Source organism: Polyangium sorediatum, from assembly GCF_029946465.1.
GTDB lineage: Bacteria > Myxococcota_A > Polyangia > Polyangiales > Polyangiaceae > Polyangium > Polyangium fumosum.
On sequence record NZ_JARZHI010000109.1, the window covers coordinates 1 to 23,646 of the forward strand.

General features: G+C 69.9%; 19 protein-coding genes. 16 read left to right on the plus strand and 3 right to left on the minus strand.

What is annotated here, in order from left to right:
• Window positions 1-226 precede the first annotated feature (226 nt).
• From QHF89_RS46990 to QHF89_RS47045, 12 genes are all read left to right on the plus strand, one after another.
• Entirely contained in the window at window positions 227-409 is a 183-nt protein-coding gene (locus QHF89_RS46990; protein WP_136971855.1) for a hypothetical protein, read from the plus strand.
• Window positions 410-682: 273 nt separating this feature from the next.
• Complete coding sequence (locus QHF89_RS46995) at window positions 683-1,789, plus strand: hypothetical protein (RefSeq protein WP_136971856.1); 1,107 nt, start codon at window positions 683-685, stop codon at window positions 1,787-1,789.
• Complete coding sequence (locus tag QHF89_RS47000; RefSeq protein ID WP_170229802.1) at window positions 1,786-2,721, plus strand: AEC family transporter; 936 nt, start codon at window positions 1,786-1,788, stop codon at window positions 2,719-2,721. The genes QHF89_RS46995 and QHF89_RS47000 overlap by 4 nt, the downstream gene beginning before the upstream one ends.
• Window positions 2,722-2,740: 19 nt before the next feature.
• A complete protein-coding gene (greB, locus tag QHF89_RS47005) occupies window positions 2,741-3,214 on the plus strand; it encodes a transcription elongation factor GreB (protein WP_136971857.1) in 474 nt (157 codons plus the stop codon).
• Between the two features lie 446 nt (window positions 3,215-3,660).
• The gene (locus tag QHF89_RS47010) at window positions 3,661-4,059 is read left to right on the plus strand and encodes a hypothetical protein (protein ID WP_136971858.1); all 399 of its coding nucleotides are present in this window, start codon (window positions 3,661-3,663) and stop codon (window positions 4,057-4,059) included.
• Between the two features lie 13 nt (window positions 4,060-4,072).
• Entirely contained in the window at window positions 4,073-5,053 is a 981-nt protein-coding gene (locus QHF89_RS47015; protein ID WP_136971859.1) for a fatty acid desaturase family protein, read from the plus strand.
• Between the two features lie 4 nt (window positions 5,054-5,057).
• The gene (locus QHF89_RS47020; RefSeq protein ID WP_136971860.1) at window positions 5,058-5,639 is read left to right on the plus strand and encodes a CDP-archaeol synthase; all 582 of its coding nucleotides are present in this window, start codon (window positions 5,058-5,060) and stop codon (window positions 5,637-5,639) included.
• The gene (locus QHF89_RS47025) at window positions 5,636-8,191 is read left to right on the plus strand and encodes a PEP/pyruvate-binding domain-containing protein (RefSeq protein WP_136971861.1); all 2,556 of its coding nucleotides are present in this window, start codon (window positions 5,636-5,638) and stop codon (window positions 8,189-8,191) included. The genes QHF89_RS47020 and QHF89_RS47025 overlap by 4 nt, the downstream gene beginning before the upstream one ends.
• The gene (locus QHF89_RS47030; protein WP_136971862.1) at window positions 8,175-8,816 is read left to right on the plus strand and encodes a hypothetical protein; all 642 of its coding nucleotides are present in this window, start codon (window positions 8,175-8,177) and stop codon (window positions 8,814-8,816) included. Before QHF89_RS47025 ends, QHF89_RS47030 begins: the two co-directional genes overlap by 17 nt.
• A gap of 11 nt (window positions 8,817-8,827) precedes the next feature.
• On the plus strand, window positions 8,828-9,805 hold the full coding sequence (locus QHF89_RS47035) for a class I SAM-dependent methyltransferase (protein WP_284721876.1): 978 nt from the start codon (window positions 8,828-8,830) through the stop codon (window positions 9,803-9,805).
• Window positions 9,802-10,554: a lysophospholipid acyltransferase family protein gene (locus QHF89_RS47040; protein WP_284721877.1), complete on the plus strand. Its 753-nt coding sequence runs from the start codon at window positions 9,802-9,804 to the stop codon at window positions 10,552-10,554. The genes QHF89_RS47035 and QHF89_RS47040 overlap by 4 nt, the downstream gene beginning before the upstream one ends.
• The gene (locus tag QHF89_RS47045) at window positions 10,551-14,723 is read left to right on the plus strand and encodes an AMP-binding protein (protein WP_136971865.1); all 4,173 of its coding nucleotides are present in this window, start codon (window positions 10,551-10,553) and stop codon (window positions 14,721-14,723) included. Before QHF89_RS47040 ends, QHF89_RS47045 begins: the two co-directional genes overlap by 4 nt.
• 2 nt (window positions 14,724-14,725) lie before the next feature.
• Here QHF89_RS47045 and QHF89_RS47050 read toward each other — a convergent pair whose 3' ends face one another.
• Window positions 14,726-15,247 carry a response regulator gene (locus tag QHF89_RS47050; RefSeq protein ID WP_136971866.1) on the minus strand — a complete coding sequence of 174 codons (522 nt, stop codon included), beginning with the start codon at window positions 15,245-15,247 and terminating at the stop codon, window positions 14,726-14,728.
• 150 nt (window positions 15,248-15,397) lie between these two features.
• Window positions 15,398-15,943 (minus strand): GNAT family N-acetyltransferase, encoded by a 546-nt coding sequence (locus QHF89_RS47055; RefSeq protein WP_136934910.1) that lies wholly within the window; start codon window positions 15,941-15,943, stop codon window positions 15,398-15,400.
• 121 nt (window positions 15,944-16,064) lie between these two features.
• On the opposite strand from QHF89_RS47055, the gene QHF89_RS47060 reads away from it, so the two are divergent.
• Genes QHF89_RS47060 through QHF89_RS47070 form a run of 3 tightly spaced genes read left to right on the plus strand, consistent with a single transcriptional unit; the run spans window position 16,065 to window position 19,767 of the window.
• Window positions 16,065-16,685 (plus strand): hypothetical protein, encoded by a 621-nt coding sequence (locus tag QHF89_RS47060; protein ID WP_232379994.1) that lies wholly within the window; start codon window positions 16,065-16,067, stop codon window positions 16,683-16,685.
• The gene (locus QHF89_RS47065) at window positions 16,685-17,458 is read left to right on the plus strand and encodes a DUF4159 domain-containing protein (RefSeq protein ID WP_136971867.1); all 774 of its coding nucleotides are present in this window, start codon (window positions 16,685-16,687) and stop codon (window positions 17,456-17,458) included. The genes QHF89_RS47060 and QHF89_RS47065 overlap by 1 nt, the downstream gene beginning before the upstream one ends.
• A complete protein-coding gene (locus QHF89_RS47070; protein ID WP_136971868.1) occupies window positions 17,455-19,767 on the plus strand; it encodes a glutamine amidotransferase in 2,313 nt (770 codons plus the stop codon). Before QHF89_RS47065 ends, QHF89_RS47070 begins: the two co-directional genes overlap by 4 nt.
• A 16-nt stretch (window positions 19,768-19,783) precedes the next feature.
• On the opposite strand, the gene QHF89_RS47075 is transcribed toward QHF89_RS47070, so the two are convergent.
• On the minus strand, window positions 19,784-22,099 hold the full coding sequence (locus tag QHF89_RS47075; RefSeq protein ID WP_136971869.1) for a cbb3-type cytochrome c oxidase subunit I: 2,316 nt from the start codon (window positions 22,097-22,099) through the stop codon (window positions 19,784-19,786).
• A gap of 221 nt (window positions 22,100-22,320) precedes the next feature.
• Between QHF89_RS47075 and QHF89_RS47080 the strand changes: the two genes are divergently transcribed.
• A complete protein-coding gene (locus QHF89_RS47080; protein ID WP_136971870.1) occupies window positions 22,321-23,451 on the plus strand; it encodes a TauD/TfdA family dioxygenase in 1,131 nt (376 codons plus the stop codon).
• The last annotated feature ends 195 nt before the right edge of the window (window positions 23,452-23,646 follow it).

Here is a 23,646-nt window from a genome sequence, read left to right on the forward strand (position 1 = left end):
GGCGGCTTCGGCGGCGGCGGCGGCCGTGGCGGCGGCGGCGGTTACGGCGGCGGCGGCGGTGGCCGCGGCGGCCGTGGCGGCGGCGGCCGCGATCGTTACTGATCGGTAACGGTCGACCGACCCGGAACGGCGCGGCGGGTTGCCGGGAGGCCCCGCCGCGCCGACACGTTTCTCCTCCCCCACGTCCTTCGGGACGCGCAGAACCCCAAGCGAAAGGCAAAGCTGCATGCAGAGGCAGGGAGCGCTGAAGCGCCAGAAGGAACGCGCGCGTCAGGAAAAGCAGCGCGAGAAGTCCGCGAACAAGCTCGAGCGTCGCAAGGAAAAGGACACGCGCGGCGATCAACCGCCGGGTGAAGATCCGGACATTGCCGGCATCGTCCCGGGCCCCCAGCCGCCTGTGGTGGACTGAGGCCGAAGCGCCGCGAGCGAGGCTCCGCCGCGCCCGCCCTCCCGCTCCGGCGGGTCTCAGATCCTCACAATTCCCGCGGAACCACGCCCGCATTCCCTTGTCGTTCGAGGCACGGGTCGTCATGGCTCGGAGGGAACGATGGATGCGTTTGTGCGCGGACGGAGCGTCGTGATACGCAGCCTCATGCGGCGCATGAGGCATGGGGGATTGGGGCTGGTCCTCGGGCTCGTGGCGTGCGGCGGGGCGGCGAGCGACGCCGGTGGAGGGAACACCGTGCCCACGACGCCGGGCCCTGGCGCGGCGGCGAAGGGCGGGGAGGAGGTCGGCGGCGACAAGGTTCCCGGCGACGCGATTCCCAAGGCGCCCGAGTCGCAGAAGCCGAACCGCTGCGCGAAGGGCGGGCCTTTCCCGCCGCTCTCGGCGACGCCGAAGCCCGCGACCGAGCCCAAGCTACTCGCGTGTCGCCCGAAGGATACGGCGGCCGAGCGATCGATCACGGCCGACATGCGGGCGCAGTACAAGCCCACGCGGCCGGGCAGCACGGTCGAGGTCTCGTTCGGATGTGACGGGCTCGATCAGCCCATCACGAAGCTCGTGTACGAGCATGGCGCCGGGCACGGCAACCAGCTCGAGATCGTGCAGATCTCCCGCTCGGATCCGGCGGACGCTTCGTACGACGTGATCGGGATCCGCGAGTCGTCGCCGTTCGTGAGCAACCCGAAGATGCCCCCGTTCCAGGTGTTGCGCGCGAAGATCTCGACCGACGCCGTGGCCGCGAAAATGCCCTCCGTGCGCGCGGCGCTCCACACGACGATCCGCGAGATCTTGCCGAAGTCGGGGCTCACCGGGCTCGCTGCGTTCGGCTCGTCGTCGTCGATGCACGTGCTCGTGCGTCTCGAGGACGCGGCGGGGCGCGCCGTGGAGAAGAAGTACTCGGACTCGATCGGCAGCGATGGCCAGGGCCGGTACTTGCCGCTCCAGCGGGCCGGCGCGGAGATCGGGCAGCTCGTCGACAAACTGTCGTGGCAAGAGGGGCCTGCGTCGGGGGACGTGCTCAAGCTCTTCGAGGAGCGGTTCCTCGCGGCGATGGTCGAGTCCGCCGAGCCGGGGGCGTGGTGGGTGCGCGCGGCGCATCTGCAGCTCGCCAGCCTCGCCGGGGCCCGAGCCCTCGTGCCGTCGATCCTCGAATGGCTCGGCGCGCCGAGGCCGGAGGGGCGCATCGACGCCTGGCAACGCCAGCAGGAAGCCGCGACGGCCACGCTCGCCGATCTCACGGGATGGGATCCGCGGAAGGACGAAAAAGGTGCGTCGCGCCCGATCGAGGCAGCCGCCCGTGATTTCGTGGCGGAATGCGGGAAGGTTTCGCCCCCCGCGCGATGACGCAGGCGCTCGGACCGCTCCTCGGCGGGCTCTCGCTGGTGCTGGCCCTCGGCTTCGTGCTCGCGCGCGTGCGGGGCCTCGGCGCGCGTGAGGCCGACGTGCTGAATGGGCTCGTCGTCGACGTCACGATGCCCGCGCTTCTCTTCGCCGTGCTCGCGCGGGACGGCATGGACTGGGGCGCGGCGCGGGTGCTGCCGTGGTCGGCCATGGCGCTGCTCGCCTCGCTCGGCGTGGGCGCTGCCGTGGCGCGGGCGTTTGGCCTCGACGCCCGTGCGATCGGCAGCGCGGGGATCGTCGCGTCCTTCAGCAACACGGGCTTCCTCGGGTTGCCGCTCCTGCTCACGCTCTTCCCGGGCGACGCAGCGGCGAGCTCGGCGGCCATGATGATCGACCTCGTCATCACGACGATCCTGCTCTGGACCCTCGGCCAGGCCTATGCCGAGCGCTTCGGCCGCGGTGCTGCGTTCGACGCGAGAGCCGCGCTGCGCACCTTTCGCAAGCCCCTGGTCCTCGCCGTCCCGCTCGGCGCGCTCGCGCATGCGCTCCACCTGCCGATCCCGCCGTTTTTGCTCACCACGATGGAAGGGCTCGGACGCACCACCACGTACCTCGTGTTCCTCTCGCTCGGTCTCTCGCTCGACGTGCGCGCGCTCTCGGGCCGCGTCGCGCCGGCGATCGCGATCTGCGCGGTGAAGCTCTTGTTTGCGCCGGCCGTTGCGCTCCTCTGCGTCCGCGTCTTCTCGGTGTCCGATCCGCTCGCGACCGTCGCTGTGCTCCAGGCGGCGATGCCCTCGGCGCTCGCCAGCGTGATCATCGTCGCGCTCACGGGGTGTGATCGTCCGCTCGCGGCGGCCGTGTGCACGCTCGCGTCCCTCGCGTCGATGGCGACGTTGCCTCTGGTCGCCTGGATCGTCGAGGTCACGCGGCCCTGACCCTGCTAAGGTCGCGGCCGTGCCGAACCCGAACTACATCACGCCCGAGGGGGCGCGCCGGCTGTCGGAGGAGCTCGGCCGGCTGCGCTCGGTGGACCGGCCGCGGATCGTCCAGGAGGTCGCGGATGCGGCTGCGCAGGGCGATCGGAGCGAGAACGCCGAGTACATCTACGGCAAGAAGAAGCTGCGCGAGATCGACCGCCGCATGCATTACCTCACGAAGCGGCTCGAGAGCGCGGTCGTCGTGGATCCGAAGGAGCAGAAGGGGGACAAGGTCTTCTTCGGCGCTGCCATCGAGGTCGAGGACGAGGACGGCAAGCGGCACACCTATCGGATCGTCGGCGAGGACGAGATCGACAGCAAGACGGGGCGCATCAGTTGGAAGTCGCCCGTGGGCCGGGCGCTGCTCGGCAAGAGGCCGGGGGACGTGGTGACGGTACGTCGTCCGGCGGGCGACATCGAGATGGAGATCGTGAGCGTCAAGTACACGTGAGGTGATACGATGTCCGCGTTTTCCGTCGTGGCGTGCTGCCTGACGGACCGGAGCCATCGATGCCGCCGCGTGTCTTCTTGCCGCTTGCTTCCGCCGCGTTCGCCGCCCTCGGCGCCACCGCCGCGCGTGCAGCGCCACCGCCGCCGCCCGCGCCGCCCGCCATGAGTGCTCCCCCCGCGCCCTCGGCCGCTTCCGCTTCCGCGCCTGCTGCTGAGTCCGCACCCGCACCCGCTTCCTCACCCGCACCACCCACTTCCGCTCCCCCTGCGACGCTTGGCGCGCCGCCGCCTGCACCTCCGGCCCAGCCCTACTGGATGCAGCCCCCGCCGCCGTGGGCCTATGGGCCTTATCCCGGGTGGAGGCTCGAAGATGCGAAAGCGTCCGAGGCATCGAAACGGCAATGGTACGGCGCGAAAACACTGCTTGGACTCATCCCCTCCGATGTCGTGTTTACCCTCGGCTACGTGCTCACGTTCAGCAGCCACAGCACCGAAGACATCGGCGTGGTGATGGTGGGTCTCGGTGCTGCTGGGCATTGCTTGACGGCGCCCATCGTGCACTGGGTGCACGGCAACACCGGCCGCGGGTTCTTGAGCCTCGGGCTCAACGTGGGTTTGCCCGTCGTCAGCGCCATGATTGCCGATGTGGGCGAGGCGCGGGACATGGCCATCCCCTTGGTCCTCCTTTCGGTCGTCGCCTGGCCCGTCGTCGACATCGCCGTGTTCAGCTACGAGGAGCCGGACTCGGAGCCAAAACGCAAGCGCACGTCTGCAATGCCCTCGTTCACCATCCTGCCCATGATCGACCGTGACAAACAAGGTTTGTCACTCGTCGGCCAGCTCTGACCGAACGGGCGCCATGGCTCCCCCGAAGGAACCTCCCGGCCGTCCCCCGTCCGCGCGCGACGCCGCCGTGACGGGCCTCCGGCCGCGGGATGCCGAGGGCGCGCTGCACACGTTCGTCGCGGTGTCCCTCACGGCTGCGGGGATCGGGTTGTCTTCGTGTGCGTCGTGGGTCGCGTGGTTCGTCGGGCAGCTCGTGTTCGCCGTCTCCTTCGTGAAATGGTTTTCCCTGCTGCACGAGGCCGGGCATCACACGCTCTTTGCGACGCGAGGCCTGAATACCGTGGCCGGCCACCTCGCCTCGGTGATCTCGGTGCTGCCTTATGCGAGCTGGAAAGCCATCCACCGCATGCACCACAAATGGACCGGCTTTCAGGACAAGGATCCCACGACCTCCTCGCTCGTCCCGCGCCCGCTCGGCGCGTTCGAGCGCGCCGCGATCAACATCGCCTGGCGCGCCTGGATCCCGCTGTTTTCTTTCCTCTACCGGGCGCAGAGCTTCTGGCACCTGCCGCGCCTCTTCCAGCTCTTCCCCGAGGCCCGCGCGCGTCGCGCCTTCGTCGTCAATACGGTCGCCTTGCTCGCGCTTTATGCCGCGGCGTTCGCGTTCGTCGGGCCCGCGGCGCTGCTGCGGCTCGTCGGGCTCGGGCTTTTCCTCGGGTTCGCGTGGATGGACGTGATCATGTTGAGCCAGCACACGCACATCCCGCTCGAGCTCTCCCACGGCGCCGACGTCATGCCGATTCCCGCGCCCGAGCAGGCGCCGTACACGCGTTCGCTGCGGTTTTCGGGGTTCCTCTCGACGTTCGTCCTGACCGGCTTCGACGCGCACGAATTGCACCACGTCTTTCCCTTTGTGCCGGGCCCGCGCCTGCGCGAGATCCCGTGGACACCGCCGAACGAGGCGCCTGCGTGGGCCTGGATTCGCGCCGCCAAGGCCGTACCGGCCGAGGTCTTTCTCTTCAAGAACCGGAGCACCTCCGGCCTCTCGATCTAGCCCCATGGAATCTGCGGCGCTCTCTCCGCTCGCTTGTGCAGGGCTCCTCGTCGGGAGCTTCGTCATCGGCGGCGCATGCCAGTCCGCGTGGTTCGCGCATCCGCTCTCGAAAAGGTTCACCCGTCCGCTTGATGGAGGTCGAACGTTTCGGGGACGGCGCCTCTTCGGCAACAACAAGACCACGCGTGGCTTCGTGGTCATCGTGCCCGCGACCGCGCTCGCCATGGCCGGCCTCGGGACCGCAGCGCAGCGCCTTGGTCTCGCCGTGTGGCCCTCGACGTTGTCGGGGCTCCTCTTGCTCGGCGCGGTCGCGGCGCTCGGGTTGATGCTCGGAGAACTGCCGAACTCGTTCGTGAAACGTCAGCTCGACGTCGAGCCGGGCGCGCCGCCGAAGCACCGCTTGGGGCGCGTGATCTCGGCCGTGGCCGATCGGCTGGACTCGGTCGTCGGCGCGCTCGTCGGTGCATCGTTGGTAGTCGAACTATCGTGGGAAACGGCGTTCTTCTGCCTCTTGATCGGGCCGCCGATCCACGGGCTTTTCAGCGTCCTTTTGTGGGTGCTCGGCGTGAAGAAGAGGGCAGGATGAGGGGGCGCGGGGGGATCGAGGCGGTGCTCCGGAAGCCGCCGTTCGTGCGGGGGTTCGATGCCATCGACGACGTCGCGCTCGTCGGCGGGAAGGGGCGATCGCTCCAGGAGCTACGCGCCGTGGGGGCGCCCGTGCCCGAGGGCGTGATCCTGACGACGGCGTTTTCCGAGGCGCTGACGGACGAGAGCAAACCCGTGCCGGCGCGCTGCATGGAGGCGCTCGACGAGGCGCGTCAGAGGCTCGGCAGCGGGCCGCTCATCGTGCGCAGCTCGGCCGTCGGCGAGGACGGGACGACGGCGGCCTTCGCAGGGCTGCTCGAATCCATTTTCCCGGTCGACGGCTCGGATCCTGTGGCGATCCTCGACGCCGTGCGTCGGTGCATGGCGTCGCGCGCGGCGGCGCGCGTGCGTGCGTATGAGCAAGCCCGGAAGGTGCGTTTGCAGGGCGTCGCGGTCGTCGTGCAGCGGCTCGTGCCCAGCGCGGCGGCCGGCGTCCTCTTCACCGACGGCGTGATGCTTCGCGGCGAATGGTGCCGCGGGCACGGACAAGCGCTCGTCGACGGCGCGATCACGCCGGGCGCCTTTCGCCTCGATCGCCGCGCTGCGGAAGGCGCGCGGCGCATCGTGCACGTCGAGCGTTTGCCCGAGGACGGGAGCCCGTTTCCCCTGACGGACCAAGCTGCGCGCGCGCTCGTGCGACATGCGACCACGCTCGAACGGCGGCGGGGCCTCTCGCTCGACCTCGAGTGGGCCGTCGATCCCGCGGACAATCTCTGGATCGTGCAGGCCCGTCCGGTCACGGATCGGCGCACGTTCTTGTGGTCGAACGCGAACATCAGCGAGAACTTCCCGGCGCCGGTGACGCCGCTCCTCGTCTCGTTCGCCCGCGCGGGGTACGACGCGTATTTTCGCAACCTGGCGCGCGCGTTCGGGATCGAGCACGCGCGCATCGCAGCCCACGACGAGGCATTCCGGGGCATCGTCGACGCGCAGGGGGCGCGGCTCTATTACAACCTCTCGCACATCCACGCCGTGCTCCGGCTCATGCCGTTCGGCGACTGGTTGGTGGACAGCTTCGACGTCTTCGTCGGCGCGGGCGCCTCGTCGCCCGAGGGCCGGCGCGTGGCCGACGAGATCACGGCGCTTGGCCGCGTGATCACCCACGTGGCGCGCGCCTATCGTGATCTGCCGGCCCGCGTGGCACGCTTCGAGCGCGCGGTGGATGACGTCGCGTCGCGCTTCCATCCGCGCGAAGTCGGGGTGATGCCCGCACGCGCGCTCGCCGAAGGGCTCGAAGCGATCCTCGACGTACGACTTCGGCGCTGGGTCGACGCCTCGCTCGCCGACTGCGCGGCCGCTGTCACGTATCGCGCGCTGCAGGCGCTTCTCCGCGTGATCGATCCTGACGACGCGGGCGCGAGCGGGCACGGCGCGGAGGACCCTGCGGCGCGGCATCATGCGCTCCTCAAGGGGCTCGACGTCGCCGGCGCGTGGTCGCTCCGCGCATTGTGGGAGCTCGCGGTCGTGGTTCGCGCGGACGCACCCGCGCGCGAGGCGCTCGCCGCGTGTGAGGGGAGCTTTGCCGTGTTTCGTGGCGCGCTCGGCCCGGATCTCGGCGCGCGCGTCGATGAATGGCTCGATCGGTTCGGCTTCCGCGGATCGGGCGAGCTCTTGCTCACCGAGCCTTCGCTCGCGGAGGAGCCGGACCGCCTTCTGCCGTTGCTCTCGCGGTACGTGGAGGCCGTTGGAGATCCAACCATCGAGAGCCCCGCGCGTGCGTTCGAGCGCCAGCGCGCCGAGCGTGAACGCGAGACGGCGCGGCTCCGCGCGCGGCTCGGGGGACCTCGTCGCGCCTTGCGACCGCTCTTCGATGCGCTCGTGCTCGCCACGCAGACCTCCGTGCAGCTCCGCGAGCGCGCGCGGTTCCGGCAGGCCTTGTTGTACACGCGCCTGCGCGCCGTCGCGCTCGCTCTTGGCCGGCGGCTCGTCTCCGCGGGCACCACGGATGCCGACGACGACGTGTTTTTCCTCCGGTTCGACGAGCTCGTGGATCTCGCGGCGGGCCGCGGTCTGTCGAGCGACGTGCGCGCCCTCGTCGCGTCGCGCCGCGCCGAACATGCCACGCTCTCCGCGCTCGATCTGCCCGATGTCTTCACCCTCGCCGCGGGCACGTGCGTCGCGCCTTCTGCGCTCGCCGCGGCCGTGGATCCCGCGCCCGATCTCCCGGCCGACGACGGCGTGCTGCGCGGCGTCCCGGCGAGCGGTGGCCGCATTTCGGGGCGCGCCGCGGTGCTCGGCGGGCTCGCCGATGCGGGCAGGCTCGCGCCCGGCGACGTGCTCGTGGCGCGCCAGACGGATCCCGGCTGGGCGCCGCTGTTTTTTCTGGTGAAGGGCCTCGTCCTCGAGCGCGGCGGCATGCTCTCGCACGGCTCGATCCTCGCACGGGAGCTCGGCATTCCTTCGGTCGTCGGCGTCCCCGAGGCCACCACGCGGATCTCCCACGGGCGCGACATCGTCGTCGATGGAGACACGGGGCATGTTCGGCTCGCGTGACGGTCATTGGTCCATCACGTGGTTTCGCGAGCGCGTCGGTGGGTCGTGGTATCTGCTCGTGCCGCTCGCGCTCTTCGTCGCGCTCGCGGGCGGGACCGGCAGGCTCTCTGACCGGACCATGATTGCGTTTCTCGGGATCGTCGCGTTTCGCTTGTGGGATGACGTCGCGGATCTTCCGCACGATCGAGAACACCACCCCGAGCGCGCGCTTTGCCGCCGCGTTTCCACGACCGAGCCCTTGCTCTACGCGCTGGGCGGGCTCGCGTTTACGGCGGCCTCGATCGGGCTCACCCGAGTCGCGATCGCGCCGTTTCTCGGCGCCGTCCTCGCCACCCAGGGCGGCTTTGCCGCGCGCGCCGCGTGGCCCCACCTGCGTGGCCTCTTCGCCCACGTGATTCTGCTCAAGGTGCCCGCGCTCGCGCTCAGCCTTGCCCTCCCCGACACGCCGCCATTCGTGGCGCTCGGCCGCGCGATCACACTGTATGGCGTGGTCGCTGCCTACGAGCTGGTGCACGACGAAGACGCGCGCCGCGGACCCCTCGGGCCCGCGCTGGTCCTCGTCGACGTGGTTTGTCTTTGTGGTGGAGCTGCGCTCTGGCTGCTTCACGACCGCACTATTTTATGAAGGACACGACGATGACGACCGAGGCTACGATCCCGGACACGAAGCCCCGCATGGAAGACAATGCCTGCCCTGGTTGCGGCGGGCGCGACGCCGATTTTCTCATCGAGGCCGAGGACGATCTCACCGGCAAACCCGGCCGGTTTCGCTTCGTGCAGTGCCGTTCGTGTGATCTCGCCTATCAGCGTCCGCGGATCCTCCAGGACGACATCGGCGCGTATTACGACTCCGAGTACATCGCCCATCGCAAAAAGAAGGATTGGGGCGTGTTCACGCCGCTTTATGAATGGGGCATGAACGGGCACGATCGTCGCAAGGTCGAGCTTTGTGGCCAGTACGTCCCCCTCCGGCGCGGCATACGCGTGCTCGACATCGGCTGCGCCGTGGGCAGCTTCCTGCAGATGCTCCGTAAGAAGCACGGGGCCGCCGTGACTGGCGTCGATTTCAAGGATCTCCGGGGAAACCCGCTGCTCGAAGGTGTCGATTTTCGCCTCGGCGTCCTCGCCGACATCGATTTCGGCGACGCTCGCTTCGATCTGATCACGATGTGGCATTTCCTGGAGCACGATTACGAGCCCCTCCAGACGCTGGAGCGCGCGCGGAGCCTGCTCGCGCCCGGGGGGCGTGTCGTCATCGAGGTGCCGCGCCTCGATTCGACGAGCTTCCGGCTCTTCAAGGACCGCTGGCCGGGGCTCCAGGCGCCACAACACACGGTGCTCTTCGATTGGAAATCGCTCCGGGCGATGTGCGAGAAGAGCGGCCTCTCGATCGTCGACCACCTGCCCTGGGGCGCCTTCCCGGCTTATTTTTACCTCTTCGCGGGTGCGGCGTTCCACGTGCTGCGTGGCAAGGGGCTCGACGTGGGCAAAGCGATCGGCCCGTATTTCGCGGGGCAACTCGCGCTCTCGCCGGTCTTGCTCTTCGAAAAACAGCTCAACCTGGCCATGCAGACGATCGTCCTCGAACGGCCGTCGTCGGGGGCTTCGCCGTGAACCTGAAGCGGATTCGGGGCGTCGTCGCCCTCGTTCTGACCATTGGTTTCGTCACGGCCCTCTCGCCGCTGTTCGTCTTGGTACGTCTTCTCCTCGGCAGGCGCGCCGCGGCCGAGGGGCTCGGGGCCTGGGCCGCTTCCGTGGTCCTTCGCCTCTCGGGCGTCTCCGTCGAAGTGCGCGCGCCAGTGTTTCCGCTGTCGGAGCGCCGCGTCGTGTACGTCTCGAACCACACCTCGTCGATCGATCTTTTCGTTTTGCTCTCGTTGCGTTTGCCGCGCGCGTGGTTCTTCATGAAGCGTGGCGCGTGGGTGTTTCCGCCGGGCGCGCTCGTCGCCGTGTGTGTCGGCACGTTTTTCACGGTGCCGCAGGCGTACACCGAAAAACGCCGCAAGCTCTTCGCCGCTGCGTGCGAGGTGCTCCGAGAGACGGGTGATGCGGTGTATTTGAGCCCGGAAGGGACACGCGTGCTCTCGGGCGGCGTGGGACCGTTCAACAAGGGCGCGTTTCACCTGGCGGCGGCGCTCGGGGCGCCGATGGTACCGCTTTATCTCGAAATTCCGCGGGCCGAGAACCCCGGCAAGAGCTGGGTCATGACGCGGACGAGGGTCATCGTCCACGTTTTGCCCGAGATCGACACGAGCGGCTGGCGGCCCGAGACCGCCCGCGAGCACGCCGACCACGTGCGCGGCATCTTCCAGGCCTTCGAGGCCGAGTTCGCCACGCCAAACCCCGAGCGAGCGGCGGCGTGAGCGAAGCATTCACGTTTCTGCCCCTGAAGTTGCGCCAGCGCGCCGAGGTGCGGGGGGACGAGCTCGCGCTCGGGTTTCTCGACGACGGTGAGGAGATTTCCGCCTCGCTCACGGTGGCTGCGCTCGACGCGCGCGTCGATGACGTGGCCGCCGCCTTGGTCGAGCGTTTTCCCGAGGAAGCGCGGGTGCTCCTGCTTTTCCCGCCGGGGCTCGATTTCGTGATCGCTTTTCTCGCTTGCCTTCGCGCGGGCAGGGTCGCGGTGCCGGCCATCCCGCCCGACCCTCACAAGCCGGCGCGCAGCCTCGCGCGGCTCGGCCACCTCGTGGCGAATGCTGGGCCCGCGGGCGTGCTCTCGACGGCCGTGATCTTGCCCTATCGCCCGATTCTCGATGATGCCGTGCCCGCGCTCGTGGGTTTGCCCTGGATCGACGTGACGGAGGTCCCGCGCGCGCGCCGTCGTGTCGAGGATCCACGCGGGGATGGCCTCGCCTTTTTGCAATACACGTCGGGCTCGACGGCCGCGCCCAAAGGCGTGCGTGTGCTGCGGAGCAACCTCTCGCACAACCTGCATGTCATCCACGGCGTCGCGCCGACGATTCCGCGCGCCTCCGTGAGCTGGCTCCCGCAGTTCCACGATATGGGGCTCATCGAGGGGATCTTGCTGCCGCTCGACGGCGGCTGGCCGGCGTGGCTCATGCCGCCGTGGGTTTTTCTGGAACGACCCCTGCGGTGGCTCCGGGCCATCGAGCGATTTGGCGCGATGCGTAGCGGCGGGCCGAACTTTGCTTACGATCTCTGCGTGCGGAAGATCGATCCGGCCGCGCGCGAAACGCTCGATCTCTCTTGCTGGGCGCAAGCGTATTGTGGCGCCGAGCCCATTCGCGCGAGCACGCTCGCCGCGTTCGCGGAGGCGTTTGCGCCATCGCGATTCACGGCGAAATCGTGGTTTCCCTGTTACGGGCTCGCCGAGCATACCGTGCTCGCTTCCTGCCGGACGCACGCGCCCTTCACGGTCGAGCGCCTTTCGGCCGCGGCGCTCGCGCGCGGCGAGGCCGAGGAGGCGGGCGGCGAGCGCACGATCGACGTCGTCTGCGTGGGGGAAATCCCGCCGCTCGTCACGTTGCGGGTGGTGGATCCGGAGACGCGACGGCCGCTCCCGGACGGGCGCATCGGCGAGATCTGGCTCCAGAGCGGGAGCGTCGCGGATGGATATTGGGAAGACACGGAGGCGACACGCGGGGTGTTTGGCGCGACGCTCGCATGTCCGGAGGGCGAGGCGGGGCCGTTTCTGCGCTCCGGGGATCTCGGCTATCGACGTGGCGACCGCCTTTTCATCGTGGGGCGTCAAAAAGACGTACTCATTGTTCGCGGCGAGAATCATCACGCGCACGACGTCGAGCGTACGGCGGAGGGCGCGCATGCGGCGATCCGGCGGGGCTGCGTCTGCGCCGTGTTGCGCGAGGACGACGCGGCGCGAGGGGAGCCGCGGCCCGTCGTGATTTGTGAGGTCGACGATCGGCTCGACGAGGCCGGCCGCGCCGCGGTGATCGCGGCGGTCCATCGCGCCGTGTCGTTCGAGCATGGGATCTTCGTCGACGTAGCGCTCGTCCCGAAACACACATTGCCGAAGACGTCGTCGGGCAAGCTCCAGCGGCGGGCCACCGAGGCGCTCTTGCGCGCCGGCGAGATTCAAATGCCCGTCCGTCCGCCTCCTGCGGCGGATCTTTCGTCAGGGGAGGGGAGCCCGCTGCGTGCGGCGCATCTCGTGCTTGCGAGGGCCACGGGGCTTTCGCTCGATGAAATCGACGTCGAGGCGCCGCCCGCGCGTTTGCCGCTCGACTCGCTGAAGGCCGCGGACGCAGCGGCTGCGCTGGGGGATTTGCTGGGTCGCACGATTTCGCTCGACGTATGGGGGCGCGCGCCGTCCCTGCGGGCTCTCGTGGAGGGAACGGGGATGCTCGATGCGCCCTGGAGCGAGGATCTCGAGTGGCCCCTGCCGCGGTCGGAGCCGCGTCGAGCGGGCCGCGAAACGATTCTCGTCACCGGCGGAACGGGGTTCGTGGGGCGCGCCGTCGTCGCCGAACTCGTGCGGCGCGACAAACGCGTGCTCGTGCTGGCGAGGGGAGCGAACGGGGCCTCGGGTTTGGCCGGGGACGTCTCCTCGCCGAAGCTCGGGGTCGGGGAGGATCGGTATCGCGCGCTCGTCGCGGAGCTCGACGGGGTCGTGCACGTGGCGGGGGCCGTGAACTGGGTCTTGCCCTATTCGTCGCTCGCGCCCACGAATGCCTTCGGGACGGCCGAGGTGATTGCCCTGTGCGCCGCCGCGGGGGCGCGGCTCGTCCACGTGTCCTCGCAGATCGTATGTCACGACGGCGCGGCTGCGCCGGGGGACATCCTGGGCGACGACGAACCCCCCGCGGCCCTCCGCGCGCGGCTCCCGCGTTTGCCGCTCGGGTATGCGTCCTCGAAGGCCGTGGCCGAGCTCCTCGTGGATCGGGCGCGGGAAGAGGCTGGGCTCTCGGCCACGATCGTGCGGCCTTCGCTCGTGCTCGGCGGGAGGGACGGCGAGGCGAGCGTGGATGATGTGGTTGCCCTTTTGCTCCGCGCATGCGTCGAGGCGGGCGCGGCCCCGGACCTCGATTTGCCGTTTTCGGTTTGTCCACGGGATCACCTGGCGCGGGTCCTGGCGGACCTCGTCGAAACGGGTCCTGCGCTCGTCCACGTGGGCGACGAGTCGCGTGGGCTCCGCGAGGTGGTCGCGTGGCTGGCGCTGGCGGGGTACGATGTCGCGTTGATGCCGTGGGAGACGTGGCTCGCCCGCGTGGAGGCCCTGGGGCTTCATCGGCGCGGAGCTTTGCGAGGATTATGGCCGTTTTTCCGCGCCGGCACGTTGCGGAAATTCGAGCGCTCGCGTCGCGCATCGATATCGGTTGCGCCTGCCTTCCGCGGGGCCGAGCCCGTGGATCCTGCTTTCCTCGACGAGCGCGTCGCTGCGTGGCAAGCGGCCTCCGCGCTCCCGCCCCCGCCCCGGCGCGGCGCACGCGCGACCGCGGCCTCCCGCGCGCTCCCGCAGGCCCCTCGGCGGGTCGTGGTCGACGGCGTATCGCATGAGGTCACCTCGGCCCGCGTGATGCCAGCCATCACGGGCAGCGGCCTTTTGAGCCGTCTTGCTTGCGGGTTCTGTGATCGCCCGGTCGGCGTGTATCCGGCGACATTGACGCTCGACGACGGCCGCGTCCTCGACGTCGTCCTCAAAGCGTCGGCCCGCGGCGACGAGCTCCGCGCCCTTTGCACCGGCGTCGCGCGTGCTTCGAGCCCCGCGCTCGCCGCCGCGCTGGAGATGCATGGCCATTGGCTCGATGTCGCGGACGCCCATACCCGCGAACGCGCGCTGTATGGGCTCGCCCACGCCGCGCTCGCCCGCGTGCGGCCTCGCTGTTTCTCCTCGCCGGCGCCAGCGAAGGATGTTCCGTTGGTGCTCGAACGATTGCACCCAGGGGAGCAGGTGGTCGCGCTCGACGCCGTCGCCGAGCCCTGGACCCTTGATGCTGTGCGGCGCGCGGTGCGGGGGCTCGGGCGATTGCATGCGGCTTTGCGAGGGCCTGCCGCGGCGCTGTCCGTGGTGCCCTGGGCGCGCGGCGCGGGGACACGCGCGGCGGAGCTCGTGCCGCTCTGGGAGGCCCTCTTCGGGCACGCGCGGACGCGGATCGACGCGGACGTCGCGGCGGCGGCGGCGCCCCTGCTCGACGACGTCGGCTGGGCCGAGGCGCTCGCCGTGGTGCCGGCGACGCTGCTGCACAATGACGTCAATCCGCGGAACCTCGCATTGCGGCGGGGGGAATCGGACGGGGAGATCGTTCTTTATGACTGGGAGCTCTCGGCGCTCGGGCCCGGGACGCGGGATCTCGCGGAGCTTCTTTGCTGGACGTTGTCTCCGGAGGTGAGCGCGGAAGAGGTGTTTTCCCTCGTGCGGGCGCACGCCGAGATGGCTGCGCCGGGGCTCGACGACGACGTCCTGCGCGCCGCGTTCGGCGCTTCGCTCGCGTGGCTCTTTTTCGATCGATTGACGACGTACACGGTGGTGTCACCGGTGTTCGAACTGCCGTGGCTCGGGCGTGTGCTGGCGACGTGGCGGAGGCTCGTCCGGATGTTTGCGCCGCCTGGATGAGCTCATCGATCCCGGGCGCGGCGCGGCGTCGGCCGACGATGCTCGACCACGGGACTTTCGGGACGAACCAGGGCCGGGATGCATGGGCTGTCGCAGTAGGGGTTCGTCTCACCTGCCGCGTCGGCGCCGCGCGCGCGGGGCTCCGCGAGGGCCGCGCGGACGTTCTCGACGAGCACGTCGAGGCCCGCGCTCTTCGCGACGGAAGGCACCTGCAGGGCCTTCGCGAGCGCCGTGAGCATGTCCGATCTCATGTCGGAGCAGAGCATCACGCGGGTATGCCCGAGGCCAAAGGCGTCACGAATCATCCGCACCAGAAGGCAACCGTCGACCTTCGGCATGTTGACGTCGATCACGACGAGCTCACAACGCGTGGCCCGTACGGCCTGGAGCGTGCCGAGCGGCCCTTGATGAAAAGCCGCGTCGAGGTCCTCGGCCAGGAGCCGCCGCAGCACCTCCTTGCCGAAAACGGGATCGTCGTCGACCAATAAAATCCGCGCTTCCCCCACCATATCCAATCGAGTCATTCATCACCGGAAGTCGCCCGTCAAGGAGGTACGCGTACTCCTCTCGTATTTCACGATGGATAGACCATGACGTATCCGTACGTCTGGATGGGCAACGATACGGCGTGGACACAACGCATTCAGGGCGCGAATTCGCTGCCGAATTCGATGTCAGCCGATCCGGAGTGACATCGAAATGTCGGTCACCTGCATCCCCGAATCGATCCGGAACGCGTCCTTGCGCTTGCCGTTCTCCACGAAGCCCATCCGCTGGTAGAGGCTCCGGGCGGGGAGGTTGTGCTCGAAGACGCCGAGGTCGATCCAGGCGACCTTGCCCGTGCGTTTCGCCCAGCCGATCGCGGCCTCCATCAATTGCTGGCCGTGGCCCTTCCGCGTGTACCCCCGCTCGATGCCCATGCCGAGGATCGCGCGGTGCATCTCCGCCGAGAAACGCCCGCCGCGGAGCTCGAGGTGCCCCACGACCCAGCCCCGCACAGGCTCGACGAGCAGGAAACACCGGCCCCAGAGCGACTCCTCCAGCGCGCGCTCCCAGCGCTGCCGCGCGTGCTCTCGGACGCTCGCGCGCTCGGGCGAACGCGAGATCGCGAAATGCAACGAGCCCTCGCGTCCGCTCTCGGCCGAGTGGCGGACGATGTGATCGGCGAATCCGTCGAGGTCCGTGCGGTCCGCGAGGCGGATGAAAGGGCGGCCCGACATGGGAGATCCGCTCCAACCTGTACCGCTCCCACGTCCCAGCGACCAGGGGGATCGAGGGTCGAGGTCGTCCGGCGCGCGAGGTCGAGGCCCCGGGTCGTCTGTTTTGTACTAGGCTCCGCCCGTGCCCCGGTTCGTGACCTTCGCGTGCCTCGCCTTCGCCCTCGCCGCGTGCGGCGGCTCCGCCATGCCCGACCCGAAGGACGCCGTGAAGGCCTACGCCGACGCAGCCGCGCGCGGCGACGCCGACGCGATCCACGGCATGATGACCACGAAAGGCCAGCGGAGCCTCTCGCGCGAGGACGTGCGGCGCATCGTGGCCGAAGAGCGCAGCGAGCTCGCCGATCAGGCCAAGGCCCTCGCTGCGCCCGCCGTGACGATCAAGGCCCACGCCCGCATGCGGTACGCGGACGGCGAGGACGCGACGCTGGAGCTCGAAGGCGGGGTCTTCCGGATCTCGGCCGCCGACGCGCTGCCCGCCGGCGCGAAGACGCCCGCGCAGGCGCTCGAGCAGCTCCGGCGTGTCCTCGCGCGGCGCAGCTACGCCGGGCTTTTGCGGGTCCTCTCGCCGTCCACGCGGAGCGCGATCGAGAACGATCTGCGCTCGCTCGTCGAGGGGCTCGAGCATCCGGAGGGCCTGGAGGTGCAGGTCGCCGGTGATCGCGCGACCGTGCAGGTGCCCGGCGGCCACGAGGTGAAGTTGCGCCGCGAGGCGGGCGTCTGGCACGTGGAGGATTTCGATTGATGCGCGCGCGGGTGAGCTCGGTCCTCCTCGTGCTCGTGGCGCTCCTGCTCGTCGCGCTCGTGCCGCGGCCGTCGCGGGCCTTCGGGGAGGAAGGGGCGTTCAATCCGCGGATCCTGCTCACGGGGACGGCGCGCTGGGAAGGCGCGCGGACGACCGGGCCCGCGCGCTGGTCCGAGGAGCTCACGCGCCGCACGAGCGCGCCCGCGCGCCTCACGCCCACGACGGTGCGCGCCGACGCGCCCGCGCTGCTCGCCGAGCCGTTTGCGATCTGGGGCGGTGAGGACGACGTGCCCGCCCTGACCGAGCGCGAGGTGCTCGGCATCCGGCGCTTCCTCGCACTCGGCGGCGTGCTCTTCGTCGACGATTTCGCCCCCGAGTCGGGCGCGTTCGGCAAGGCCGCGCGGCGCGAGCTTGCCCGCGTGTTGCCTGACGGCGCGCCGATCCCGATCGGCACGGAGAACGTGCTGTTCCGCTCGTTTTACCTGCTCCGTCGCGCCGTCGGGCGTGTCGAGGGCGAGCCGAAGCTCGAAGCGATCCTGCGCGGCGGCGTGCCGCAGGTGATCTTCGCCAAGCACGACGTGCTCGGCGCGCTCGCCCGCGCGGCGAACGGGACGCACCCGTTCGTCGTGGTGCCGAACGGCGAGCCGCAACGCGAGCAGGCCGCGCGGCTCGCGGTGAACGTGGCGATGTTCGTGCTCTGCTCGAACTACAAAGACGATCAGGTGCACGCGCCCTTCCTGATGCGGCGCCGTGCGGCGGAGCCTTCGCCATGACGACGAGCCTCGCGCCGTCGGGGGATCTCGCGCCGTCCTTCCAGCTCCTCGCCGCCCTGCTCACGGTCCTCGGCATCGTGCTGCTCGCGATCGAGCTCAGGCGCTCGCGGGGCTCGCGGATCGCCGCGTTTGCCACGGGCTCGCTCGCCTCGATCGGCCTGCTCTTCGCGGTGCTGCGGCCGGTGGCGATCCAGAGCAAGGGCAGCCTCGTGGGGCCCCGCGTGGTCGTACTCGCCGACGCGTCGCGCTCGATCGATCTGCCGGGCCCCGCGGGAAAGACGCGCCGGCAGGAGGCCGCGCGCGCGCTCGGCGAGCTGCAGAAGCATGGCGCAGACGTGCGGCTTTACGGGCTCGCGTTCGGCAAAGGCGCGCCGACGCCGCTCACCGCTGCGCTATCGGACGGCGCGCCCGATTCGGCGCAAAGCGGCGCGGAAGGTCGGCTCGGGCAGGCGTTGCTCGCGGCGCGGCCGATGCCGCGATCGGATCTCGCCGGCGCGATCGAGTCGGTCGCGCGCGCGGCGGATGAGCGGCCCGCGGCGATCGTGGTGCTCTCGGATGGAAGGCTCGATCGGCCCGGCGAGGCGCAGGCGGGCGAGGCGATCCGCGCCGCGCTGGGGACGCTGACGGTGCCGGTGCACGCGGTCGCGGTCGCGACGGAGGCGCCGCGCGACGCGAGCGTACGCGCGGTGCGCGCGGCAGGCGCGGCGGTCGCGCATCAGCCGCTCACGTTGCGGATCGAGATTGGCTGCGCGGGCGGGCTCGACTGCGACGAGATCCCCGTGTCGCTGCGTGAGCTGCGCGAGAGCGGCGAGCCGACGTTGCTCGCATCGGGCAAGGCCAACGCGTCGAGCGGATCGGCGACGCTCGAGCTCGAAGTGACGCTCGATCGCGCCGGCGCGCGTATCCTCGAAGTGTCGATCGACGCGCCGGACGGCGACGCGGTGCCCGACAACGACACGCGGTACATGACGATCGACGTCGCGCGTGATCGCGTGCGCGTGCTGCACGTGGCCGGGCGGCCGACGTACGACGTGCGCGCGCTTCGCATGTGGCTCAAGGCGGACGCGTCCGTCGACGTCGTGGCCTTCTTCATTCTGCGCACGCCGACCGACGACGTGGTCGCGCCGTCGGAGGAGCTCGCGCTCATCCCGTTCCCGGTCGACGAGCTCTTCAGCGAGCACCTGCCGAGCTTCGACGCCGTGGTGCTCCAGGACTTCAACGCCGCTCCGTACGGCCTCGCGAAGCACCTGCGATCGCTCGCGCGGTACGTCGACAAGGGCGGCGGCCTGATCATGGTCGGCGGCCCGGATGCGTTCGTGCCCGGCAATTACGCGGGTACGCCGCTCGCCGAGGTCCTGCCCGTCGAGCTCGATCGCGGGCCGGACGCGCAGGGCGCGGACGTGGCCTCGTTCGTCCCGCGCACGACCGAGGCGGGCCGCGCCGCGCCGGTGCTCGGGCCGCTGCGGGATCTCATCGGCGAGGAGTGGCCCGAGATGCCGGGCGCGAACGTGGTCGGCGACGCGCGGCCGGGCGCGACGGTGCTGCTCGAGCACCCGACACGCAGGACGCCGAAGGGCGGGCCGATGCCGATCCTCGCGCTCGGCGAGCACGGCAGCGGGCGGACGATCGCGCTCGCCATCGACGGCTCGCACCGGCTTTTGTTCAGCGCCTTCGCGGCGAACGCGGCAGGGAGGGCGCACGGCGCGTTCTGGGACGCGATGCTCGGCTGGCTCATGCGCGACCCGCGCTTCGAGCCCGCGGTCGTGGATCTCGCGGACGGGTGCATCGCCGGGGAGAACACGCCCCTCACGCTGCGGCCGCTGCCCGGGCAAAAGGGCGACGCGAAGATCACGATCCGCAAGCTCGGCACGGGCGAGGAGGCGCGCGTGCTCTCGGCGCGGCTCGACGGCAAAGGCGAGCCGCTCTCGCTCGACGCGGGCAAACTCCAGCCGGGCGGTTATTCGGCGACGGTGGAGATCGTGCCGAACGAGGCGGGCGTGGCGCCTTCGGACGGGTCGGCCTCGGCGCAACGCGGGCCGACGACCCGGCGAGACTTCGCGTGCGAGCGCGGCGGCGACGAGTGGGCGGACACGCGGCCCGATCCGGAGCGGCTCGCGGCGATCGCCGCGGCGACCGGGGGCAAGAGCGTGACGGTGGATCAGATCAGCAGCCTACCGCTGCCGGCGGCGACGCAGATTGCGGCGGAGCGGCGGGTCTCGCCGCTCCTGCCGCCCTGGGCCTGGACGCTCGGCGCGGCGATGCTCGTTGGGGTGCACTGGATCGTGCGGAGGCGGGGCGGTTTGTCCTAGCGGAGGCGGTGCGCCGTCAGGTCTCTTTTTCTGCGGGCTTCCCGATCTGGAGCGCCTCGCGCTCGCGCTCGGTGCTTGGATCTCCCTCGGCGCGGAGCGACCACCCCGTCTTCAATCCGAGGACGAACCACCCGAGCGCGAGCGCGCCTGCGGCGAAGATCGTATCGCCGAGGACGCGTAGCCATCGCAGCGTATCCATGCGCGGCGTCTGGAGGAACTCGGCCGATCGCGCGTACCACATCCCGTGCTCGACGCTGGCCCAGGTCTGGAGCAGGCCGAGCGGCAGCAGGCTGAGGAGCACCATCAGCACGAGCCCGATGTTGATGGTCCAGAACGCGAAGGAGAGCACGCCCGTCTTCCACGCGCGGTGCGTCGACAGGCCCTTCAGGCAGAAGAGCATGAGGCCGATGCCGAGCATGCCGTAGACGCCGAAGAGCGCGGTATGGCCGTGGACGGGCGTCGTGTTCAGGCCCTGCATGTAATAGAGCGCGATCGGCGGGTTGATGAAGAAGCCGAAGAGCCCCGCGCCGACGAGGTTCCAGAACGCGACCGCCACGAAGAAGTAAATCGGCCACTTGTACGCGGCGACCCAGGGCCTCGCGCGCGTGAGCGTGAGGTTTTCGTAGGCCTCGAAGCCGATGAGGACGAGCGGCACGACCTCGAGCGCGCTGAACGTCGCGCCGAGGGCGAGCACGGATGTCGGCGTGCCCGTGAAATAGAGGTGGTGGAAGGTGCCGATGATGCCGCCCGAGAGGAACAGCACCGTCGAGAAGAGCACGGCCGAGGTCGCCGTCGCGAGACGCAGGAGGCCCATGCGCGTGAAGAGGAATGCGATCACGACCGTGGCGAAGACCTCGAAGAAGCCCTCGACCCAGAGGTGAACGACCCACCAGCGCCAGTATTCGGCCATCGCGAGGTTCGTCTGCCGCCCCCACATGAGCCCCGCGCCGTAGAAGAGGGCGATCGCCGTGGAGGCGACGAGGAAGAGCGCGAGCAGGTTCTTGTTTTCGCCGCCCTTCTTGAACGCCGGCCACAGGGCCCGACCGACCAAGAAGAGCCAGAGGCAGAGGCCCACGAAGAGGAAGATTTGCCAGAAGCGGCCGAGGTCGACGTATTCGTAGCCCTGGTGGCCGAACCAGAAATTCGCTTCGAACCCGAGCTTTTGCCGGATCGCGAACCACTGGCCGGCGAGGGAGCCGACGACGATCACGAGCAGGCACACGAACAGGAAATGGACGCCCGCGCGCTGGAATTTGGGCTCATGCCCGCCGACGGCCGGCGCGATGAACAGGCCCGTGGCGAGCCACGCCGTGGCGATCCAGAAAATGCCGAGCTGGACGTGCCACGTCCGCGTCACGGCATAAGGCAACCACCGGTCGAGGGGAATGCCGTAGAAGCCCGAGCCCTCGACGCCGTAATGCGCGCTCACCGCGCCGAGCGCGATCTGCGCGACGATGAGCGCCGCGACGACCCAGAAATATTTGCGCGTCGCGCGCATCGAAGGCGTCGCCTGCTGGCCGATCAGCGGATCCCGCTCGGGGTAGACCGGATCCTCCGTCGGGCGGTGGCGCTGGGCCGCGAAATACCACGAGAGCGCGCCGATGCCGGCGAGCAGGAGGACGAAGCTCACGACCGACCACACGACGATCGCGCCCGAGGGGTGATTGCCGATGAGCGACTCGGAGGGCCAGTTGTTGCTGTACGTGACGTTCTCCCCGGGCCGCTCGGTGCCGCACGCCCAGGCCGCCCAGAAAAAGAAGGCGTTCATGAGGCGCTGGCGCTCGGGGTCCTTGATCGCCGCGGCGGGGATGGCGTAGGCGTCGCGCAGCTCGGCCATCGCGGGATCGGTGCCGAACACCCCGGTGTAATGCTTCGAGACGGCCTCGATCGCGCGGGCCCGGAGCGGGCTCACCGTGAGCGCGCCGGACGCCGCGTCGTAGGTGTTCGTGCGTATCTCGGCCTTGAGCCGCTCGACGAGCGCGGCGCGCTCCGGGGCGGGGAGTTTGTCGAAGGTGGTCCCTTTTTCGTCCTGCGCCCAGACGTCGAGGAGCCACGTCGCCTCGCGGTGCAGCCAATCTGCCGACCAGTCGGGGGCGACGTAGGCGCCGTGCCCCCAGATCGAGCCGACCTGCTGGCCGCCAAGCGATTGCCAGACGTTCTGACCATCACGAATGTCCTGACCCGTGAAGAGCGTGCGGCCGTCCGCGGCCACGACGACACGATCCGGTATCGGTGGTGCTTTGCGATAAATCTCGAATCCGAAGTAACCGAGGACAGCGAAGGAAAGCACGATGACCGCGCCGAACGCTGCCCACAGCCTCGTATGCCGCATTGAATACCTCCCGCGTGGGGTGGGACCGTTGTGCGCGCACGGGTGGGCAATTTCAAGAGCAAACGCGTGTCGAATTCGAGCGGAGACGCATCAAATGCTCCGTTACGTTGCGTTTGTCTTCGTGGCCGATCGCCCCCGTCGCACCCCCGGACCCCCGAGGACTGCGCCGAAAGTCTCTTCCCGACGTGGCCCATGTCCGCTATGATGGACGAGCATCCGCCATGTCACCCACATCTCCTGACCCGGTCCCTGGACCGGACACCGGCCCCTCGCTCGCTCCCCACGAGGGGTGGCTTCGTGTCCATTTCGGCGCGGGGAGCCCCTCGCACGCCGATTTCCACTGGTTCTGGCTCCGCCACCAATGCGACGTCGACCGGCACCCGCGGACCGGGGAGCGCACGCTCGATGCCTCGGAGGTCCCGCTCGGCGCGCGCCCCCGGAGCGTGGGCCTCGACACGCAGCGCCGCCGCGTGCTCGTCACCTGGGACGAGCCCTCCGGCCGGCAAAGCAGCTACGAGCTCGAATGGCTCCGCGCCCACGCGTATGCGCCGGGCCGCGTCGAGGTCCCGCCGCCGCCCGCAGACGCCGCGCGGGTGACGCTCGAAGCGGGGCGATTCTCGGACCTCGCCGCGCTCGTGGAGGCCTGCGTCGCCCGGGTGCGCCACGAGGGGCTTTGCGTCGTGCGGGGTTCGTCGGCGGCGTGGGGGCGTTCGCCCGAGGACGACACCGAGCCGCTCATCGAGGCGTTCTCCGCCGCCGGGCTCTCCCTCGTCGGCACGCATTTCGGCCGCGTGGAGGACCTGCGCACCGACAACACGACGAACCAGAACACCGATCAGCTCGGGTATACCGACGCGGGGATCGATCTCCACACCGATCAGCCGTTCCTCGACAAACCGCCTCGTTATCAGCTCCTGCAATGCATCCGCACGGCGGACGCGGGCGGGGACAGCTTCTTTTGCGACGCGCTCGCCGCCGCGCGGTACATCGCGTCGATCGACGCGCCGGCGTTCGAGCGCCTGACGACGCTTCCGGTTCGGTTTCACCGAAAGCAGAAATCGTTCGAGCGGGTCGTCGTCTCCCCGCTGCTCACGATGGCGGGCCCGAGCGGCTTTCTCGTGCGATATTCGTACTTCACGCTCGCGCCGTTCGAGGCCTCGTTCGCGGAGATGGAGGCCTGGTACCGAGCGTACACGCGGTTCGCGGAGATCGTGCGGGATCCACGCCACCAGGTCCGCCTCCGGCTCGAACCGGGTGATTTCGTGCTCTACGACAACCACCGGATGCTGCACGGAAGGACGGCCTTCTCGGGCGCCCGGTGGCTCCGGGGGATCTATTTCGATCTGAAATGAACCCCGCGCGATCGAGCGTCGAGGGGCGCGAACGAGCGCCCCTCGTGCTCACGGTCATCCCTCGATCAGGTGCCGCCTTGCCCGCCGGCGCCGCCTTGGCCACCGGCGCCTCCGGCGCCACCTTGGCCGCCGGCACCACCGCCGCCGCCTTGGCCGCCGCCGCCACCGGCGCCGCCCGTGCCGCCGCCTGCGCCG

Coding starts and splice junctions, on each gene's coding strand:
- QHF89_RS47015 (WP_136971859.1), top strand. CDS start 4,073: ATGGCTCCCCCGAAGGAACCTCCCGGCCGTCCCCCGTCCGCGCGCGAC.
- QHF89_RS47025 (WP_136971861.1), top strand. CDS start 5,636: ATGAGGGGGCGCGGGGGGATCGAGGCGGTGCTCCGGAAGCCGCCGTTC.
- QHF89_RS47000 (WP_170229802.1), top strand. CDS start 1,786: ATGACGCAGGCGCTCGGACCGCTCCTCGGCGGGCTCTCGCTGGTGCTG.
- QHF89_RS47030 (WP_136971862.1), top strand. CDS start 8,175: ATGTTCGGCTCGCGTGACGGTCATTGGTCCATCACGTGGTTTCGCGAG.
- QHF89_RS47080 (WP_136971870.1), top strand. CDS start 22,321: ATGTCACCCACATCTCCTGACCCGGTCCCTGGACCGGACACCGGCCCC.
- QHF89_RS47055 (WP_136934910.1), bottom strand. CDS start 15,943: ATGTCGGGCCGCCCTTTCATCCGCCTCGCGGACCGCACGGACCTCGAC.
- QHF89_RS47020 (WP_136971860.1), top strand. CDS start 5,058: ATGGAATCTGCGGCGCTCTCTCCGCTCGCTTGTGCAGGGCTCCTCGTC.
- QHF89_RS47035 (WP_284721876.1), top strand. CDS start 8,828: ATGACGACCGAGGCTACGATCCCGGACACGAAGCCCCGCATGGAAGAC.
- QHF89_RS47050 (WP_136971866.1), bottom strand. CDS start 15,247: ATGACTCGATTGGATATGGTGGGGGAAGCGCGGATTTTATTGGTCGAC.
- QHF89_RS47065 (WP_136971867.1), top strand. CDS start 16,685: ATGCGCGCGCGGGTGAGCTCGGTCCTCCTCGTGCTCGTGGCGCTCCTG.
- QHF89_RS47075 (WP_136971869.1), bottom strand. CDS start 22,099: ATGCGGCATACGAGGCTGTGGGCAGCGTTCGGCGCGGTCATCGTGCTT.
- QHF89_RS47070 (WP_136971868.1), top strand. CDS start 17,455: ATGACGACGAGCCTCGCGCCGTCGGGGGATCTCGCGCCGTCCTTCCAG.
- QHF89_RS46990 (WP_136971855.1), top strand. CDS start 227: ATGCAGAGGCAGGGAGCGCTGAAGCGCCAGAAGGAACGCGCGCGTCAG.